The sequence below is a fragment of the Pseudolactococcus hodotermopsidis genome, assembly GCF_011170085.1.
Lineage (GTDB): Bacteria > Bacillota > Bacilli > Lactobacillales > Streptococcaceae > Pseudolactococcus > Pseudolactococcus hodotermopsidis.
In genome coordinates, this window is record NZ_BLLI01000003.1 from 13,256 (window position 1) to 31,181 (window position 17,926).

The 17,926-nt window shown below is 38.9% G+C and carries 20 protein-coding genes; 19 read left to right on the plus strand and 1 reads right to left on the minus strand.

Going from position 1 to position 17,926, the window contains the following annotated elements; translation table 11 throughout:
• The first annotated feature begins 200 nt into the window (after positions 1-200).
• From Hs30E_RS00915 to Hs30E_RS00985, 15 genes are all read left to right on the plus strand, one after another.
• Positions 201-884 (plus strand): DNA methyltransferase family protein, encoded by a 684-nt coding sequence (locus Hs30E_RS00915; RefSeq protein WP_172207300.1) that lies wholly within the window; start codon positions 201-203, stop codon positions 882-884.
• The gene (locus tag Hs30E_RS00920) at positions 885-5,270 is read left to right on the plus strand and encodes an Eco57I restriction-modification methylase domain-containing protein (protein ID WP_172207302.1); all 4,386 of its coding nucleotides are present in this window, start codon (positions 885-887) and stop codon (positions 5,268-5,270) included.
• Positions 5,271-5,405: 135 nt separating this feature from the next.
• Positions 5,406-5,681, plus strand: coding sequence for an AbrB/MazE/SpoVT family DNA-binding domain-containing protein (locus tag Hs30E_RS00925; protein ID WP_172207304.1), 276 nt, complete (start codon positions 5,406-5,408; stop codon positions 5,679-5,681).
• Positions 5,681-6,025 carry a type II toxin-antitoxin system PemK/MazF family toxin gene (locus Hs30E_RS00930; RefSeq protein ID WP_228461961.1) on the plus strand — a complete coding sequence of 115 codons (345 nt, stop codon included), beginning with the start codon at positions 5,681-5,683 and terminating at the stop codon, positions 6,023-6,025. The genes Hs30E_RS00925 and Hs30E_RS00930 overlap by 1 nt, the downstream gene beginning before the upstream one ends.
• A 45-nt stretch (positions 6,026-6,070) precedes the next feature.
• On the plus strand, positions 6,071-6,232 hold the full coding sequence (locus tag Hs30E_RS00935) for a hypothetical protein (RefSeq protein ID WP_172207308.1): 162 nt from the start codon (positions 6,071-6,073) through the stop codon (positions 6,230-6,232).
• Positions 6,233-6,523: 291 nt separating this feature from the next.
• On the plus strand, positions 6,524-7,114 hold the full coding sequence (locus tag Hs30E_RS00940) for a thymidine kinase (protein ID WP_172207309.1): 591 nt from the start codon (positions 6,524-6,526) through the stop codon (positions 7,112-7,114).
• Position 7,115: 1 nt separating this feature from the next.
• Positions 7,116-8,189, plus strand: a complete 1,074-nt coding sequence (prfA, locus tag Hs30E_RS00945) for a peptide chain release factor 1 (protein WP_172207311.1) — start codon at positions 7,116-7,118, stop codon at positions 8,187-8,189.
• Positions 8,190-8,212: 23 nt separating this feature from the next.
• Complete coding sequence (gene mutY / locus Hs30E_RS00950) at positions 8,213-9,238, plus strand: A/G-specific adenine glycosylase (protein WP_172207381.1); 1,026 nt, start codon at positions 8,213-8,215, stop codon at positions 9,236-9,238.
• The gene (gene prmC, locus Hs30E_RS00955) at positions 9,235-10,050 is read left to right on the plus strand and encodes a peptide chain release factor N(5)-glutamine methyltransferase (protein WP_172207313.1); all 816 of its coding nucleotides are present in this window, start codon (positions 9,235-9,237) and stop codon (positions 10,048-10,050) included. The genes mutY and prmC overlap by 4 nt, the downstream gene beginning before the upstream one ends.
• Positions 10,043-10,654, plus strand: a complete 612-nt coding sequence (locus Hs30E_RS00960) for an L-threonylcarbamoyladenylate synthase (protein ID WP_172207316.1) — start codon at positions 10,043-10,045, stop codon at positions 10,652-10,654. Before prmC ends, Hs30E_RS00960 begins: the two co-directional genes overlap by 8 nt.
• Positions 10,651-11,898: a serine hydroxymethyltransferase gene (glyA, locus tag Hs30E_RS00965; protein WP_172207319.1), complete on the plus strand. Its 1,248-nt coding sequence runs from the start codon at positions 10,651-10,653 to the stop codon at positions 11,896-11,898. The genes Hs30E_RS00960 and glyA overlap by 4 nt, the downstream gene beginning before the upstream one ends.
• Positions 11,899-11,900: 2 nt before the next feature.
• Positions 11,901-12,884, plus strand: a complete 984-nt coding sequence (locus Hs30E_RS00970) for a nucleoid-associated protein (RefSeq protein ID WP_172207321.1) — start codon at positions 11,901-11,903, stop codon at positions 12,882-12,884.
• A gap of 27 nt (positions 12,885-12,911) precedes the next feature.
• Positions 12,912-13,505, plus strand: coding sequence for a lysozyme family protein (locus Hs30E_RS00975; RefSeq protein ID WP_172207322.1), 594 nt, complete (start codon positions 12,912-12,914; stop codon positions 13,503-13,505).
• 92 nt (positions 13,506-13,597) lie between these two features.
• Complete coding sequence (locus tag Hs30E_RS00980; RefSeq protein WP_172207323.1) at positions 13,598-14,467, plus strand: methylenetetrahydrofolate reductase; 870 nt, start codon at positions 13,598-13,600, stop codon at positions 14,465-14,467.
• Between the two features lie 59 nt (positions 14,468-14,526).
• Positions 14,527-14,742, plus strand: coding sequence for a hypothetical protein (locus tag Hs30E_RS00985; RefSeq protein ID WP_172207325.1), 216 nt, complete (start codon positions 14,527-14,529; stop codon positions 14,740-14,742).
• Positions 14,743-14,805: 63 nt separating this feature from the next.
• Here the strand turns inward: Hs30E_RS00985 and Hs30E_RS00990 are convergent, their stop codons facing one another.
• A complete protein-coding gene (locus Hs30E_RS00990) occupies positions 14,806-15,081 on the minus strand; it encodes an acylphosphatase (protein ID WP_172207326.1) in 276 nt (91 codons plus the stop codon).
• Positions 15,082-15,181: 100 nt separating this feature from the next.
• Here Hs30E_RS00990 and Hs30E_RS00995 point away from each other — a divergent pair, with 100 nt between their 5' ends.
• From Hs30E_RS00995 to Hs30E_RS01010, 4 genes are all read left to right on the plus strand, one after another.
• Positions 15,182-15,916, plus strand: coding sequence for a TrmH family RNA methyltransferase (locus Hs30E_RS00995; protein WP_172207327.1), 735 nt, complete (start codon positions 15,182-15,184; stop codon positions 15,914-15,916).
• A gap of 192 nt (positions 15,917-16,108) precedes the next feature.
• Positions 16,109-16,720, plus strand: a complete 612-nt coding sequence (rpsD, locus tag Hs30E_RS01000) for a 30S ribosomal protein S4 (protein ID WP_172207329.1) — start codon at positions 16,109-16,111, stop codon at positions 16,718-16,720.
• 169 nt (positions 16,721-16,889) lie between these two features.
• The gene (locus Hs30E_RS01005) at positions 16,890-17,612 is read left to right on the plus strand and encodes an AzlC family ABC transporter permease (RefSeq protein WP_172207330.1); all 723 of its coding nucleotides are present in this window, start codon (positions 16,890-16,892) and stop codon (positions 17,610-17,612) included.
• Entirely contained in the window at positions 17,612-17,926 is a 315-nt protein-coding gene (locus tag Hs30E_RS01010; RefSeq protein WP_172207331.1) for an AzlD domain-containing protein, read from the plus strand. Before Hs30E_RS01005 ends, Hs30E_RS01010 begins: the two co-directional genes overlap by 1 nt.

The following is a 17,926-nucleotide window of genomic DNA, read 5'->3' on the forward strand; positions in this document are numbered from 1 at the left end:
AGGTTAGAAAAACGAATATTTCTAAAAAGTGATATAATTAAACTATTAAATAATTGACATGGAGAAATAAAGTGATACAATTGGACAGCCAACAGCCAACAGCCAACAGCCAACAGCCAACAGCGTAAATTTTACGTTTTTTCGTCATATTTTAATAAAAAGTCGTACTCTCAAGAGTGCGACTTTTTTGGTGCTCTCATATGAATAAACGTCTAATTAAAAGTAAGCATCGTGTTCAAAAACATGGAGAAGTTTTCACGCCCAGTTGGATGGTTGAGAAAATGTTAGATATTCAAGGTGTGAAAGAAGACACTTACGATGTGACGAAAACATTTTTAGAGCCAGCAGCAGGAGATGGAAATTTTCTTGTAGCGATTTTAAAGCGAAAATTAGTAGGTGTTAAAGAGACTTTCAGTCCAAAATATTGGCAAACAAAATCACTTTTTGCTTTGTCATCTATTTATGGTATTGAATTTTTGGCAGATAATCTTGAGATTGCTCGTTATCGGATGTTTCTTTATTATTTAGATTGGTATGAAGAAACATTTGGTCAAAAATTGAATAGTAGAAAAGACATCTATAAGTCTGCTTATTTTCTTATCCAAAAAAATATTGTTCGTGGTAATACTTTAACAAAGTGTCATCCTGAAACCGGTGCGCCTATCGTATTTAATGAGTGGCGACGAGTCAAGGGAAGTGCAAGCAAAGTGGAAAGGGTTGAATTTTCTTTTGCGGAATTGTTAAATGAGAAAATTACTTTAGAATCAGGCATTTCAGAGGGACAATTAAGTTTATTTGACCTAGAGGGCGACGATACTGAACAAAAGAAAATAATAGCTACAATCATTGATATACAGAAAGTTTACCAATTGGAGGGAAAGTAAATGACATCAAATTTTGAATTTTTGATGGTTGAGACGGATACAGCTATTCTTTTTGAAACAGCTAATTTTGCTGAACAAAATTATATCCAAAAAGATTATGAGGGCACATTGACTAAAGTCGGGAAAATGGCTAAAAAAGTTGCATTTTCTACCGCGGAACAGGAAAATATTATTTTGCCTGAACGTTCGACGTTTAATGATTATCTCTCTGAACTCAAACAAAATAATATCGAATCTTATATTTTAGATGGATTTTATAGTATTAAGGGAATAGGAAATAAAGCAGCTCATGTGATTAATTCACAAGAGGCGACAAAGGAAAATGCTTTAAAAGCGCTTAATCACATCTTTATTATTCTTGTTTGGTATGTCAAGAGGTATACAGATACAGATATTCAAACAGCTTATTTGGATTTTTTGGAGCCAGAGGCTGAAAAACGTTATCAAACTGCTGAGAGAAAACTAATTTATATTCAAAGCGGTAAGTGGTCGCAATATGATGGCTATGAAAAAATTGGTGATGCCTCAATAGAAGATTTTGAAATTGACCAGTCTCCTAATAGTAAAGATTTGCAAAAAGCCGCAGATAATACAGTTCGTGCTTATATGAATAGGGCGGGTGTACCTTATACCATTCATTGGGCAGAACTTGCTTACTCTAAAATAGAAAAGCGCTTTTTTAGAGATTACGATGTTCATGAAGTATTAAAACGTTCGGGATATAGTCCAAAAGAATTTGGTCAAGGAAATGAGTTTTATCCTGTTGATGTTGAAACGGCAAAATCAGCTATAAAAGCTGTTAAAGAGGGGAAATCAGCACTTCAAGGAATTGCTGAGGCAAAATCAGAATATGACATTACACTGCGTCCTGAGCAAGATGCTGCGGTTGCGAAAACTAAAAAATCCTTTAAGAAAAAGGACAAAATGCTTTGGAATGCCAAAATGCGCTTTGGGAAAACGCTGACTGCTTTGCAACTGGTAAAAGAAGAGCAATTTCAAAAAGTACTGATTATGACCCACCGTCCTGTTGTCTCAGATTCATGGTTTGAAGATTTTAACAAGATGAAAATGGCGGATTCGGGCTATTTTTTCGGTTCATATGATAAAGGTGAACGTTTAGAAAAACTCAAAACAGGCAACCAACCCTTTATTTATTTTGCCTCTATCCAGTTACTTAGGTATGGCAATGGACAAGCCAATCTTGGGCAGTTTTCAGATATTGACTGGGATTTGATTATTGTTGATGAAGCTCATGAAGGCACGCAAACGGCGCTTGCAGAAGAGGTTTTAAAAACACTTAAAAAAGATAAGACAAAAACGCTTGAGCTTTCAGGCACGCCCTTTAACCTCCTTGACCAATACGAAGAGAGCCAAGTTTATACATGGGATTATACCATGGAGCAGACGGCGAAACTCAAATGGTCGCTTGAAAGTCCAGATAAGCCTAATCCTTACGAGGGCTTGCCCAAGGTCTCGATGTTCACTTTTGATATGAGGCATAAAGAACATTATGCAGATGAATCAAAAGCCTTTAACTTCCGAGAATTTTTTAGCGTAGATGATAATGGTGATTTGGTACATTTTAATGACGTGACGGCTTTTTTGGATAATCTGACTAATCCAGACAAGTTATCAAATTATCCATTTTCAACACCAGAATATCGTGAGGAATTAAGACACACACTTTGGTTATTGCCAGGTGTCAAAGAGGCGGCAGCGTTTGAAAAATGTTTGAAAGCGCATCGGATTTTTGGACAGGAGTATGACATTATCAATGTTGTGAAAGACGGTGATGATGAAGTAGCTAGTCAAAACGATTTGGATAAGGTTAGAAATGCGATTACAAAAGACCCTAGCCAAACTAAGACGATTACGTTGACTGTGCGTAAATTGACAACAGGTGTGAATATTCCTGAGTGGACAGCAGTATTTTTCTTGTCAAATACGACTAGCGCCATGAATTATCTTCAGGCAGCCTTTCGAGCACAAACACCATTTTCTCATGAAAAATTAGGCATGAAGAAAAATTGTTATATCTTTGATTTTGCACCAGACCGTGCCTTGTCCGTTATGGCTGAAAGTGCGCAAATCAACTCGGATGTTGGTAAGAAAAACACCCAAGAACAAAAAGATGCCATGACACGTTTGTTGAACTTTATGCCGATTCTGGGTAGTTCTGATACTGGTATGAAAACTTTTAATGTTGATAGTATGCTGACACAGCTTAAAAAGGTCTATGCTGAGAAAGCCGTCCGTTCTGGCTTTGAAGATGATAGTCTCTATAATGATAAATTGCTGACCTTGACCGTAGGCGATGCTGAGATGTTTAAAAATCTGAGTACGATTGTCGGTAAAACGCAAGGACAGAAAAAAGTATCTGACATCGTGATTGCTGATAATGGCTTGACTGACGAAGAATACGATAAGGGAGAAAAAGCTAAGCAAAAACCAATACGCAAGCGGACTAAAGAAGAAAAGGAACTGATAGAGAAAATCAATGCTGCTAAAAAACAGCGCAAAACCATGATTTCTATCTTGCGTGGTGTCTCTATCCGTATCCCGATGATGATTTACGGCATGCAAGTTGAGCTTTCCAAAGATATTACGATAGCAGATTTTACGAAACAAGTGGATGATAAGTCTTGGCAAGAATTTATGCCTAAGGGATTTACTAAAGGCATGTTTAAGGACATTTCCCAGTATTATGATGCGGAAGTCTTTATCGAGGCAGGAAGATTAATTCGTCAACGTGCTAAATCCTATGATAAATTGGACTTTATCGAGCGTGCTGAACGTATCGCTGAACTTTTTTCTAGCTTTAAAAATCCCGATAAAGAAACGGTTTTGACACCATGGCGTGTGGTCAATCTGCAACTTGTTAAAACCATTGGTGGCTTGAATTTTTACGATGATGATTTTGTGTCAACGACTGGTAATGCTATCTCTAGTTTACACTGGGTTGATAAAGACGATACGAAAGTTGTCTATACGCCTGTGAGCAAAATTCTTGAAATTAATACCAAGACAGGACTTTATCCACTTCATGCGGCGATGAGCTTATATTATCAAGTGCTTAATGCCAATGATGACAGTCATTTTGATGCAGATAAAGTTTATCGAAAAATTCTCAAAGAAAATATCTATGCGATTGCCAAAACGCCAATGGCGAAAACGATTACCGAACGGACCCTTGCGGGGTATCGAGATTTTGAGATGAATGTTGAATGTATTGAGGATTTTGTCGAAACGATTAAAAAAAGTCCAGAAAAAGGCAAGGAAAAAGTAGAAAAGGTGTTTGATAATATGAAATTTGATGTTGTGATTGGCAATCCGCCTTATCAGGAAAATCAGGCAAATAATAATAAAGGGGAAGCTCTCTATCATTATTTTTATGATGTAGCAGAAAAGATTGCAGATAAATATTGTTTGATTACACCAGCGAGATTCTTGTTTAATGGAGGTTTGACTCCGAAACCTTGGAATCAAAAAATGCTCAATGATAAACATCTAAAAGTTAAATATTTTGCTCAAAATTCTAGTGAAATTTTTCCAAATACAGATATAAAAGGTGGGGTTGCTGTTTTATATAGAGACTCTAAAAAAGATTTTGGAGCAATTAAGACTTTTGTTCCAGACCCAATTTTAAATGGTTTATCTAGAAAATTTGAAGATAATCTAGACAAAAATTTACCTTCGATTATTTTTGGCGGGCGTTCGGATTTGAAATTTAACGATGAATTTTTAAAAGATTATCCAGAGACAGTCCGAATGAGGCTTGCACAGATACAGATAAAGTATCCAGATGTTACAACTTTGAGTGCAAATGAAGAATATGAATTAAAATCATCTACTTTTGAATCATTGGATGCTGTTTTCTTGAAGGAAGAACCTGCAGATAAAGATAATTATTATAAAATACTCGGACTTTATCAATCTAAACGAGTTTATCGCTGGATTCAAAAGAAATATATGGCACCTCGCTATGAAAAATCAAATAATATTGAAAAATACAAAGTATTTGTCCCTAAAGCAAATGGTAGTGGGGCAATTGGAGAAGTTCTCAGTGCGCCGCTCATCGGTGCGCCGCTCACTTCTGCAACGCCTACCTTTATTTCTATTGGCGCTTTTGATACAGAATTAGAAGCAGAAAATTTATTGAGTTATGTCAAAACAAAGTTTGCAAGGAGTTTACTTGGAATTTTGAAAATTACCCAAGATAATCCTCCATTCAAATGGGCGCATGTCCCCCTCCAAGACTTCACAGCAAACTCAGATGTGCCATGGGAAAAATCAATCGCTGAAATCGACCAGTTTTTCTATCAAAAATACGGACTTGATGATCATGAAATTACCTTTATTGAAACAAAAGTGAAAGAGATGCTGTGAGATGGATAATACGGCAGTTTATGATATAGAATGTTTTAAAAAATTATTGATTTAACCAAAATAAAGCAGTAAACTTCTTTACATTTTCCTTACTTTGAGCTATAATGAAGTAAAGAAAATGTAAGGAGAAAGATAATGCGAGTTCAAACTAAGGTGGAGGCAACCCTATCTTCTAAAGGTCAATTGACGATTCCAAAAAATATCCGTCAATTACTTAATATCAAGACTGGTAGTAAGGTGGTTTTTATGGTATTGGCTGATGGTAAAATTGAAATTGATAATGCGGACAATCTTCAATCAGAAAAAGATGTGCAAAATGAATTAGCAAATTATTATCGAAAATATGGTCAGGTAGAACTTGAAGAAACAGATCGTATGCTAGAAGATTTTGTAGGAGATTGGGTTAGTTGATGAAATACGGCGAAGTTTATATGGTCGATTTTAACCCTGTTGTTGGAAGTGAGCAAGGCAATTTTCGACCAGTAGTGATTGTGAGTAATGACCTCTACAATAGAGGAACAAAGATGCGGGTTGTTATTCCCATTTCTAGTGTTGAGAAGTACGGCACAGAAAAGAAGTGGCTTGATTATCCTTTGATACAAAAAGTGCCTGAGGAACAAGTTGTTCATGGCTTTGCTTTGTGCAATCAATATAAAACGGTTGATTTGAGGGCGAGGAAAGGGCAATTTAAAGGGGCATTTTCTAAAGAATTTGTTGATAGATTAGCCTTGATTGTTAGAAGTACGATTGGCTGATATTGAAATTTAGAAGTGTCTATTTTAAGTCTACAAACTGACTTTATGACAGTCCATAGAGAGGAACGAGTGATTGAAAATGAACTGGTTCAAAATGTGACGAAATTCCTATTTGAACTGGCAATTTTGCCAGTGGCTAATCAATCGAAAGATTATAGGGCATCTCTAAAAACTCAAATTCGCCCATTTTTGCTAAAATTTCCTTAGTCGTCGTCATTCCTCCTCGACTTGCACCAGCAAGCCTTCGTCGGATTTCCTAGCCTAAGAAAATTTTATCTAAAAATGAACAAAAGCAGTTTTTAGAGGTGCCCTATACAAATTCTTAGTTAAATTATTAATCAAGAACATCACAACCAGTCTAGTGAGTGAGGATAGAGATGCCCTTAATCTCAAATTTTACTCGAAACCCACAAAAAAAGCACATAAACATGATATAATAGAGAGTATATGCTCTCTATTTTTGATGAGATAGCGTTTTTTGAAAGAGAAAATGAACGAATGGCAAAATTGTACTTCAAATACGGCACGATGAACAGTGGCAAATCAATTGAGATTCTTAAAGTTGCGCACAATTACGAGGAACAGGGGAAGCCCGTCGTTATCATGACAAGCGCGCTTGACAATCGTGATGAGATTGGCGTGGTCAGTTCGCGTATTGGCATGCGCCAAAATGCTGTCTCGATTGATGAGACGTTTGATATTTTTGATTATGTGGCTAAGCTTCCTGACAAACCTTACTGCATTTTGATAGATGAGGCACAATTTCTCAGCAAAAAAAATATCTATGACTTTGCTAGAATTGTTGACGAACTAGATGTGCCAGTTATGGCATTCGGGCTGAAAAATGATTTCCAAAACGAGTTATTTGAGGGGAGCAAATATTTACTTCTCCTCGCCGATAAAATCGAAGAAATCAAGACAATCTGCTGGTTTTGCAGTCAAAAAGCAACCATGGTTCTCCGCACCGAAAACGGAAAACCAGTCTATGAAGGCAGTCAAATTCAAATCGGTGGCAACGAGACTTATCTGCCTGTTTGTCGCAAGCATTGGCTCAATCCCGACCTAGAAAAAATGAAAGAAATGAGATAAAATGTTCGATCAATTACAGATTATGGCTGACCGCTACGAAGAATTAGGTGGTCTGCTCAGTGACCCAGAGGTTGTTAGCGACACCAAGCGTTTCATGGCATTATCTAAAGAAGAGGCAGCATTGCGTGAAACAGTTGCTGCTTACGAACGCTATGTTGCTGTTACGACAGGCATTTCTGATGCTGAGGACATGTTGTCAGATGCAAGTCTTGATGCGGAAGAATCTGACATGTTCAAGGAAGAACTCAAAGACTTGAAAAATGAGAAAACACAACTTGAAGAAGACATCAAAATCTTACTTTTGCCAAAAGATCCCAATGATGATAAAAATATTATCCTCGAAATTCGAGGTGCAGCAGGTGGCGATGAGGCGGCATTATTTGCGGGCGATTTGTTAGCTATGTACCAAAAATATTCGGAAAATCAAGGCTGGAAATTTGAAATTTTGGAATCAAATGTCACAGAAATTGGTGGTATCAAAGAAGTGTCAGTCATGATTTCAGGCAACAGTGTTTATTCCAAACTTAAATATGAGAGTGGCGCTCATCGGGTACAACGTGTGCCAAAAACAGAGACACAAGGGCGTGTCCACACGTCAACAGCAACGGTGCTTGTTATGCCCGAAATCGAAGATTTCGACATTGACATTGATCCAAAAGATTTGCGGATAGACATCTATCATGCCTCGGGCGCTGGTGGGCAAAATGTTAATAAGGTGGCAACAGCCGTGCGGATTGTGCATGAGCCGACGGGGATTAAGGTCGAGATGCAAGAGGAGCGCAATCAGCAAAAGAATCGCGATAAGGCGATGAAAATCATCAATGCTCGCGTTTATGACCATTTTGCGCAGATTGAGCAGGATAAAAATGACGAGATGCGCAAGTCAACCGTTGGGACAGGCGACCGTTCTGAGCGGATTCGCACCTATAATTTTCCGCAAAATCGCGTGACAGACCACCGTATCGGGCTAACTTTGCAGAAACTGGACACGATTTTGTCGGGCAAACTTGACGAAGTGATTGATGCGCTGATTCTTTTTGACCAAACGCAGAAACTTGAGGATTTGAAACAGTGACGAGCTGGCATTTATCTCAGGAAATGGTGGCTGAGTTTCGGAGAACGTTGCTTGATTGGTATGACGAAAGTGGTCGGCCCCATTTGCCTTGGCGGAAGAATACGGACGCCTATCACGTCTGGGTCAGCGAAATTATGCTCCAACAAACCCAAGTTGAAACGGTCATTCCCTATTATGAGCGATTTCTAGCAGAACTACCAACTATCGCAGATTTGGCGGCAGCAGATGAAGAAGTCTTGCTAAAACTTTGGTCGGGTTTGGGCTATTATTCACGTGTGCGCAATATGCAAAAGGCGGCGCAACAGATTATGGCAGATTTCGGCGGTCAATTTCCGACAACGAGCCAAGCACTCCAAACTCTAGCAGGTATCGGCCCTTACACAGCAGCAGCTATTGCCAGTATTTCATTTGGTGAAGTTGTCCCAGCACTTGACGGTAATATGTTTCGTGTGTTTTCACGTCTGCTTAAAATTGAGGCGGATATTGCCCAGCCAAAATCTCGAAAAATTTTTTATGACCTTATTGCGCCAATTGTTGATCCTGTGCGACCTGGCGATTTTAATCAAGCGATTATGGACCTAGGAACATCCTTGATGAATGCGAAAACGCCAACGCTTGCCACATCGCCATTTGCACGCTTTAATCTGAGTTTTCAAGATGGCACGGAGCTTGATTTTCCAGTCAAATCTAAAAAAGTCAAGCAAAGACAGAAATTTTATGCAGCACTGATTTCTGAGAAAAATGGTCATCTTGCCTATGAACAGCGCTCGAAAACGGGTTTACTGGCAAATTTTTGGACCTTTCCCTTGCTTGAATTTGACTCGTGGGATGCTGTTTATGACGGCGTTTCAGCGCAATTTGCAAATGCAAAACAATTGACAATAACACCTGTCACGCATATTTTTACGCACCAGAAATGGCAAGTCATGTTAGTTCAAATTGATGAGTTTTCAGAAAATTGGACGTATTTTTCTGAAAAAGATTATGACACCTTGCCCCAAACGACTTTACAGCTGAAACTTCAAGTGGCTTTGAGAGAGAATTTATGACTTATTTGCAGACTTTCCAGACTTATGAAAAGCAGTTGACGCGCCCTGAGGAGTTGCGCTATGTCTTTCGTTATGCGCGGAATTTGTCCTATACAGACTTTGTCATGTTGCTCAATACCGAAATTTCAGCTGAAGATGAAAATTTCATGAAAATGATTTTCAAACGGTTGCAAAAAGATGAACCAGCCCAGTATATTGTCGGCGAGACTGAATTTTACGGCTTGACTATCACTGTTGATAGACGTGCCTTGATTCCGCGACCCGAAACAGAAGAATTGGTTGACTTGATTTTGGCAGAAAATGCGACAGAAGGGTTAAAAGTGCTAGATATTGGGACAGGGACGGGTGTCATTGCCCTGTCACTCGGCAAACATCAGCCGACTTGGCAACTGACAGCGACCGATATTTCAGCAGAAACTTTAGAATTAGCTGCTCAAAATGCCGAAAAAACTAAGATTTCAAATCTTACTTTCATCCAATCAGATGTTTTCAGTCATATTTCAGAAAAATATGACATTATCGTGTCAAATCCGCCTTATATTGCAGATTTTGAAAAAGCTGATATGGCAAAAAACGTGCTAGAGTACGAGCCACATCTCGCCTTATTTGCGGAAAATGACGGTTTAGCCATTTATCAAAAAATGGCTGAAAATGCCAGTCAATTTTTGACAGAAACGGGTAAGCTCTATCTGGAAATTGGCTATTTACAGGGTCAGTCAGTCAGTCAGCTTTTTCAGCACCATTTTCCCCAAAAACGTGTGCGTGTTTTGCAAGATTTATCTGGAAAGGACAGGATGATTGCCATTGACTGAGTTATTATCAGCTAAGGACTTAGCAAGAGCGGTTGCGCTTATCAAGTCTGGTCAACTTGTCGCCTTACCAACCGAAACAGTTTATGGTTTATTTGGCTTGGCGCAAAACGATGAGGTAGTTAGGCAAATTTACGAGCTCAAAAACCGAACGTTCGACCATATGCTCAACTTAAATATCGCCAGTTACGAAGATTTGAAAATTTTTTCACAAAATCACCCAAAATATCTGGAAAAGTTGTATAATAAATTTATGCCTGGCAGTCTAACGATGATTTTAGAGGCTAATGAAAATGTGCCGAAACTGGTCAATAATGGCTTAACAACTGTTGGTTTTCGCGTACCCAAAACACCTGTAACGCTTGATATTATACGACAAACAGGAACGCTAGTCGGTCCGTCTGCCAATTTGACAGGCAAGCCTAGCCCCAAAACAGCACAAGAAGTGCTGGCTGATTTTGACGGCAAGATTGCGGCGATTTTGGTAGCTGATGACAGTATTTCTGGTCTTGATTCGACGATTGTCGACTTGACGGGCGCGACACCTAAAATTTTGCGCCAAGGCGCAATCACATTAAAAAAAATTAACGAGGTAATTCACACATGATTTTTGACAACCCTAACTACGAAACATATGACCAAGACCTTTGGCAAGCGGTTCATGCCGAAGAAAAACGTCAGCAACAAAATATTGAGCTGATTGCCTCTGAAAATGTTGTCTCAAAAGCTGTTATGGCAGCTCAAGGGACACTTTTGACTAATAAATATGCCGAAGGTTATCCTGGTAAACGCTATTATGGTGGTACTGAGTGTGTTGATGTTGTTGAAACGCTTGCTATTGACCGTGCCAAAGCCCTTTTTGGTGCTGAGTTTGCCAATGTTCAGCCACATTCTGGTTCACAAGCCAATGCTGCGGCTTATTTGGCTTTGATTGAGCCAGGTGATACGGTAATGGGGCTTGACCTCGCTGCTGGTGGGCATTTGACTCACGGATCGCCTGTCAACTTCTCGGGAAAAACGTATCATTTTGTCGGTTATAATGTTGACAAGGAAACAGAATTACTTGACTACGATCAGATTTTGGCACAGGCTAAAGAAGTGCAACCGAAATTGATTGTGGCTGGCGCGTCTAGCTATTCTCGCACGATTGATTTTGCTAAATTCCGTGATATTGCGAATGCTGTTGGTGCGAAACTCATGGTTGATATGGCGCATATTGCTGGTTTGGTTGCGGCTGGTTTGCACCCTAACCCAGTCCCATATGCTGATATTACAACGTCTACGACCCACAAAACGCTCCGTGGACCGCGTGGTGGTCTGATTCTTACAAATGACGAAGACTTGGCAAAGAAAATCAATTCGGCTATTTTCCCAGGTATTCAAGGTGGGCCACTCATGCACGTTATTGCAGGCAAAGCGGTTGCTTTTAAAGAGGCGCTTGACCCTGCTTTCAAGGTTTATCAAGCACAAGTTATCAAGAATACCAAAACAATGGCGGATACTTTTGAAAAAGCGGGAATGCGCGTGATTTCTGGCGGAACTGATAACCATATGTTCATGCTTAATGTAACAGGTTTTGGTATTAACGGCAAAGAGGCACAAAACTTATTGGACACTGTGTCTATTACTTTGAATAAAAATGCGATTCCTTATGAAACTTTGAGTCCCTTTAAAACTTCTGGTGTGCGAATTGGTGCAGCGGCAATGACGTCGCGTGGTTTCAAGGAAGATGAGGCTGTCAAGGTTGCTGAATTTATCATTCGAGCTTTCCAAAATAAAGATAATCAAGTGATTCTTGACCAAATCAAAGCTGATGTGATTGCTTTGACTGATCAATTTCCGCTTTATTGATAATGGATATTTATATTAAAAAGGCGATTTTACACGCTTTTGACCCAGGCAATCCTGAGATAACTTTTTCGGAAAATCTGATGGAATTGACACCTGTGATGTTGGACTATGTGACCAAAAAAGTTGAGAAAATTTATTCTGATGATGCCAAACGTGGTGTTTTGTCGGCTGAAAATCAATTTTTGTCACATGTGACGGATGATTTTATTCCCGCAACGGTGGCTGTTGCTAATTTTTGGCGGGAAGAATTTGTCTTGTCTGAAAAACAAAAGCAAAATGACTTGCTTTTTGTCGATTATGAATTGGCAACGCAACCGCATTTTGCCTTTATTCGCTTGTCATTGCGTGATTCTTTTTCGCATGATTTCGATTTGGCAAATGGTCAAATCAAAATTCGCAAGAGCGAGTCGTCATTGCCTGGGGCTGGCAGTGCTGCTGATGAGGCAATTGCTGTCAATCGTGTGACTTTAGCTTACCATTTGTTAGAAAAACGTATCAAATATAATGGTAAAAATTACAATTATTTTTCAGAAAATCTGCTTGCGGAAAAACCTGAAATTTCTGTCAAAAAAGCGATTAAAGCGATTAAAAAAACAGCTGAAACGGTTGCTAAATCTTATGATGACGATGATTTTGCTTTCTCGCAAAAGGTGCAAAATGCGGTTTTTCATGCGGTCGAAAAACAGGATAATCTCAATCCAGAAGTGCTTGCAGACCAGCTTTTTGCTGATAATCTGACAGCCCGTTTGGCATTTAAGGACAAAGTCAAGGAAGAAATTCCCGAAAAAGTCAATTTTGAGCAAATGCCTATGGAGAAAATCGAGAAGCAGTTAGCCAATCAGAAACTTTCGCTGTCAAATGGCATTGAGATGACTGTGCCGCAAAGTCTTTACGAGGATGCAGAAACAGTTGAATTTATCCAAAATGATGACGGAACTTATTCGATTTTGATTAAAAATATCGAAGAAATTAAAAACAAATGGTAAGAGAATAGTGACAAAAGGAGGGGAATTTTGTTTAAATTTATTAGAAATCTGTTCCTCCTAATCGTCATTTTGGGGACTGGTTTTTGGATTTATCGCACACATGAAAATGTGAAAGCAGTTATGAAATATGATGATTTTGTGACACAAACCCTTGAAAAACATGATGTTTCAGGTAATCGTGAGTTGGTACTCGCTATTATCTATACTGAAACCAAGGGGCAGCGCACGGATGTGATGCAGTCGACCGAGTCCACTGAGGAAGAGATTGAGACCGAAGAGGAGAGCATTCATCAAGGCATTAACAATCTGACGGAGATGCTAGAGTACGCACATGAGCGTGATGTTGACGTTTGGACAGGGGTTCAAGCTTATAATTTTGGTAAGGCTTATGTTGATTATATCGCTGAGAATGGCGGTGTGAATACGCTGAAGTTAGCTGAAATTTATTCTAAAGATGTCGTTGCACCAAGTCTTGGTAATATGACTGGCGAAGCATATTATCATGTCACAGTCAATTCGCTTTTGTTCAACAAAGGTAAACTTTACAAAAATGGCGGGAATATCTTTTATGCTAAAGAAGTCCGTTGGAATATGAAAATACTGCAAGCATTCAACTGGTGAAAATCAGTTGTTTTTTGTTATAAGAAATAACTATAACAAATCGCTCATTTTAACAAGTTTTAAAGAATAACAAAATTTGTTAAAATAGAGTTATGAAAATTACAGATATTTATAAAGAAAAAAATGCGCAACATCAATCGGTCATTTCGCTAGAGATTTTCCCGCCAAAAACGAATGTGGGTGTTGAAACAATCTATAAGACAGTTGCAGGTTTGACTAAAAAGCCTGATTTTATCAGCGTAACTTATGGCGCTATGGGGAGTTTCGGTCGTGAGAATAAGACACTTGAGATTGCCGAAAAAATCAAGAAAGATGATGGCATTGAGACAATGCACCATCTGACGTCAATTAACAATAATCCTGAGCAAATTACCGAGATTCTTGCTGACATCAAGGCAAAAAATGTCAAAAATATTCTTGCTTTGCGTGGCGATGTTCCCGCAAATGCCTGTCGTGCTGATTTTCCTGACGTTTACCACTATGCGCATGAGTTGATTGCTGACATCAAAAAAGCAGGCGATTTTGATATTGGAGCGGCGATTTATCCTGAAGGGCATGTTGATAGTCCGTTTGAGAGGGAAAATATTGACCATGTTAAAGCTAAGCACGATGCGGGCGCTAACTTTTTTGTCAGTCAGCTTTTCTTTGATAATGATAAGTTTCTAAGGTTAAATGATGCCGTGAAAAACGCGGCTATTGAGGTGCCGATAGCCGCAGGTATTATGCCAGTACTCCAAAAATCACAGGCGGAGCGGATGATTTTTTTCGGCGCTAGTTTACCGACAAGATTGATTAAAATTATCAATAAATACAAAGACTCGCCCGAAGATTTGCAAAAAGCAGGGATGGCGTATGCTTGTCAGCAGATTGATGAACTTCTCTCACAAGGTGTGGACGGTGTGCATATCTATACCATGAACAAGCCATTTGTAGCAAATGGCATAATGGCTAAATATTTGTAATAATTAAACCTTTCAACTAGCATTTTAGTTGAGAGGTTTTGTGTTATAATAAGGATACTATGATTAATAAAAAACGAAAGTTTTACGATAAATTTGATAGTTTGGTTGATACTTCAACTAAGCCTATGTCTGGGATTTTTGCGAACTTATTTAAAAAAGGCGTGTTGCCAAAAACTGCTGAATATTACAGAGTAAGAGGCTTATCTGAGGAGGATATTCCTGTTTTTCGTGAGATGATTATCATCAAATATTTATCGAAAATATTGAGATTTTAAAGACTGAGATTGAGGTGGGAGCTGAAACTAGCCAAAAGAACTAAGCGTAATTTCTTTGGCTAGTTAGTTCAACATTGTAAACTTCTTAAAATCTGGAAAATTAGCTAATTTAACATCCAAATAGTCGACTCTACCGAATTTTGCGGGCGATTTTCGGACTTCATTGATGAATGTTTGCATGTTTAGTGTTTTATCGGTTTGTGCTTGAATCGTGACTGAACCGTTGTCTTCGTTTTTAACTGTTCCTTTGATGTCAAGGCTTAGTGCTAGTTGATAGGTGGCAAAGCGAAAACCCACGCCTTGAACTCTGCCGCTTACATTCATGATAACCTTTTTCATAGTGTTTACCTCCATTTTAGCTGAATCTCTTTATGAAAATTATACCAAAAATTCATGATTTTAGCCCACATTTTTTTGAGAATATGCTAAAATAAAAGCTATGGAAATGATAAGTTCAAAAGATAATATACGCGTGAAAACTGCCAAGAAACTTTATAAAAAGAAATATCGCACGACTTCTTATTTGATTGAGGGTGTGCATTTGTATGAGGAAGCATGCAAGGCTGGCGCTGAATTTGTACAGATTTTTGTGACTGAAAAATTTGCTAATATCGAAAATGCGAGACTTGTTTCAAGTGAGGTTATGAAATTTTTGTCAGATACCGAGACACCGCAAGGCATTATTGCTGAAATCAAGTTGCCGACACTTGAGATGACCTCTGAAACCTTGCAAAGACTTTTGATTTTGGAGAATGTTCAAGATCCAGGTAATGTCGGCACGATGATTAGAACGGCTGATGCGGCGGGGTTTGATGGTGTTATTTTGACGGCTGGCAGCGCTGATATTTATTCGCCAAAAGTTCTGCGCACGATGCAAGGGTCGCATTTTCATCTGCCGATTTTTCTGGAAAATGATATACAGGCTTTATATGCACGGCTGAAAACACAGAAAACGACAGTGATTGCGACCACATTATCTGCTGAGTCAATTGATTATAGGACGATTGCTAAACCCGAAAAATTAGCCCTTGTCATGGGGAATGAAGGAAGTGGGATTAGTGCTGAAACAGCAAAATCTGCTGATATTCTTGCTCATATTAACATGATCGGTCAAGCTGAGTCTTTAAATGTTGCCGTTGCAGCGGGGATTATGATTTTTTCCTTGACAGATTAACATTTTCATGATATACTAGATGAGTTGAAGTAATGCAGCCGTGAACTAGGGTGTCGTCAACATTGTAAAGAGGTGTTTCAAAACTGGCACCAAGCTAACGAGTAACCGAAGCTGTGAGGCGAATTTACAATGCACGAACCTGAAAGTCACATGAGTTATTTCTTCAAATCAAATTTTTGAAGGAGACATCAAATGTCACGCTACACAGGTCCATCATGGAAACAATCACGCCGTCTTGGCGTATCACTTACAGGCACTGGTAAAGAAATTGCACGTCGTAACTACGTACCAGGTCAACACGGTCCAAATAACCGCTCTAAATTGTCTGAGTACGGTTTGCAATTGGCTGAAAAACAAAAACTTCGTTTCACTTACGGTGTTTCTGAACGTCAATTCCGTAACTTGTTTGTTCAAGCAACAAAAGTTAAAGAAGGTAAACTTGGTTTCAATTTCATGGTGCTTCTTGAACGTCGTCTTGACAATGTTGTTTATCGTCTTGGTTTGGCGACAACACGTCGTCAAGCGCGTCAATTCGTCAACCACGGTCATATCTTGGTCAATGGTTCACGTGTTGATATTCCGTCATACCGTGTCAATATTGGCGATGTGATTTCAGTTCGTGAAAAATCACTCAAAGTACCAGCGATTCTTGAAGCAGTTGAAGCAACGCTTGGTCGTCCTTCTTTCATCTCGTTTGACGGTGAAAAACTCGAAGGGACACTTGTTCGTTTGCCAGAACGCGACGAAATTAATCCAGAAATTAACGAAGCACTTATCGTTGAATACTATAACAAACAAATGTAATTTTAAAAGCTCTGACCTTTTTATTTGTGAGGTTAGAGTTTTTTGTTTGATAATAGGCAGATTATGCCAGTTTTGCATGATTTCTTCTATTTTCCAAAAATGCCCCTAAAACAACCAATCAATCGGCTGTTTTTGTTATAATAGACTTATTATGTTTTAGGAGCATTTTATGGAAAATTATAAATTTACGGATGGCATCAAGTCCGCTATGCCCGTTACGATGGGGTATATTAGTATTGGTGTGGCATTTGGCATTGTCGCTGCGGCACAAGATTTCAGTGTGTGGCAAGTCTTTTCTATGTCCGTTTTTCTCTATGCGGGCGCGGGTCAGTTTATCATTGCTGCCATGATAGCCGCACACACGCCAGTTTCGATTGTTGCTGCAACGATTTTTCTGGTCAATTTTCGTATGTTTTTACAAAGTTTTACTGCCACACAGATTTTCCCTGACCAGTCGCTGAGATCTGGTATTGCCATGGGGACGCTGATGACGGATGAATCTTTTGGGGTTTTGACTTTGGAACATGCTAAAAGAACGCCGATTACGGCTGTTTGGATGCAAGGCGTAAATGTTATGAGCCATCTGTCTTGGGTGTTTGCGACAGTAGTTGGTGCTGGCGTTGGCAACTTAATTCCGAATCCGCAAAAATTTGGCATTGATTATGCCTTGACGGCGATGTTTGTTGGTCTTTTTATTTTGACGGCAGATTCAATGTTTCAAAATGAGCGTGTCAAAGTGGTGCTAACTGTTATTTTATCATCAACGATTATTTATTTTTTAGCAGGAATTATCATGACAACTTATGTAGCAATTTTAATTGCGACGGTTATTGGTGCAGTAATTGGTGCGGCTTTTACCTCACCAAAGAATAAAGAAGTAGGTGTGGTCTGATGTATTTTTATTTAGCACTTTTTTCAGCTGTTCTCGTGACTTGGTTGCCACGAATATTGCCATTTCCTTTGGCAAAAGTCCTAACTTTTCCTGATTTTTTCAAACGTTTTCTGAGTTATTTATCATTATCAATGATGACAACTTTATTGGTGTCGGAGCTTTTGGTTTTGCATAAAAATGCTTTGCCAACGCTTGATTTGCTAAAATTTTTAGCAATGATTCCAGCTGTTATCGTTGGCTATGTCAGAAAATCCTTGATGTTAGCTGTTGTTGTCGGTGTTGTGACAATGGCGATTTTACGTTTTATTTTTTGA

Excerpts from the sequence above, each read along its gene's own strand:
- Hs30E_RS00915 (WP_172207300.1), top strand. The coding sequence starts at position 201 with ATGAATAAACGTCTAATTAAAAGTAAGCATCGTGTTCAAAAACATGGA.
- Hs30E_RS00920 (WP_172207302.1), top strand. The coding sequence starts at position 885 with ATGACATCAAATTTTGAATTTTTGATGGTTGAGACGGATACAGCTATT.
- Hs30E_RS00925 (WP_172207304.1), top strand. The coding sequence starts at position 5,406 with ATGCGAGTTCAAACTAAGGTGGAGGCAACCCTATCTTCTAAAGGTCAA.
- Hs30E_RS00930 (WP_228461961.1), top strand. The coding sequence starts at position 5,681 with ATGAAATACGGCGAAGTTTATATGGTCGATTTTAACCCTGTTGTTGGA.
- Hs30E_RS00935 (WP_172207308.1), top strand. The coding sequence starts at position 6,071 with ATGACAGTCCATAGAGAGGAACGAGTGATTGAAAATGAACTGGTTCAA.
- Hs30E_RS00940 (WP_172207309.1), top strand. The coding sequence starts at position 6,524 with ATGGCAAAATTGTACTTCAAATACGGCACGATGAACAGTGGCAAATCA.
- prfA (WP_172207311.1), top strand. The coding sequence starts at position 7,116 with ATGTTCGATCAATTACAGATTATGGCTGACCGCTACGAAGAATTAGGT.
- mutY (WP_172207381.1), top strand. The coding sequence starts at position 8,213 with ATGGTGGCTGAGTTTCGGAGAACGTTGCTTGATTGGTATGACGAAAGT.
- prmC (WP_172207313.1), top strand. The coding sequence starts at position 9,235 with ATGACTTATTTGCAGACTTTCCAGACTTATGAAAAGCAGTTGACGCGC.
- glyA (WP_172207319.1), top strand. The coding sequence starts at position 10,651 with ATGATTTTTGACAACCCTAACTACGAAACATATGACCAAGACCTTTGG.
- Hs30E_RS00970 (WP_172207321.1), top strand. The coding sequence starts at position 11,901 with ATGGATATTTATATTAAAAAGGCGATTTTACACGCTTTTGACCCAGGC.
- Hs30E_RS00980 (WP_172207323.1), top strand. The coding sequence starts at position 13,598 with ATGAAAATTACAGATATTTATAAAGAAAAAAATGCGCAACATCAATCG.
- Hs30E_RS00985 (WP_172207325.1), top strand. The coding sequence starts at position 14,527 with ATGATTAATAAAAAACGAAAGTTTTACGATAAATTTGATAGTTTGGTT.
- Hs30E_RS00990 (WP_172207326.1), bottom strand. The coding sequence starts at position 15,081 with ATGAAAAAGGTTATCATGAATGTAAGCGGCAGAGTTCAAGGCGTGGGT.
- Hs30E_RS00995 (WP_172207327.1), top strand. The coding sequence starts at position 15,182 with ATGGAAATGATAAGTTCAAAAGATAATATACGCGTGAAAACTGCCAAG.
- rpsD (WP_172207329.1), top strand. The coding sequence starts at position 16,109 with ATGTCACGCTACACAGGTCCATCATGGAAACAATCACGCCGTCTTGGC.
- Hs30E_RS01005 (WP_172207330.1), top strand. The coding sequence starts at position 16,890 with ATGGAAAATTATAAATTTACGGATGGCATCAAGTCCGCTATGCCCGTT.
- Hs30E_RS01010 (WP_172207331.1), top strand. The coding sequence starts at position 17,612 with ATGTATTTTTATTTAGCACTTTTTTCAGCTGTTCTCGTGACTTGGTTG.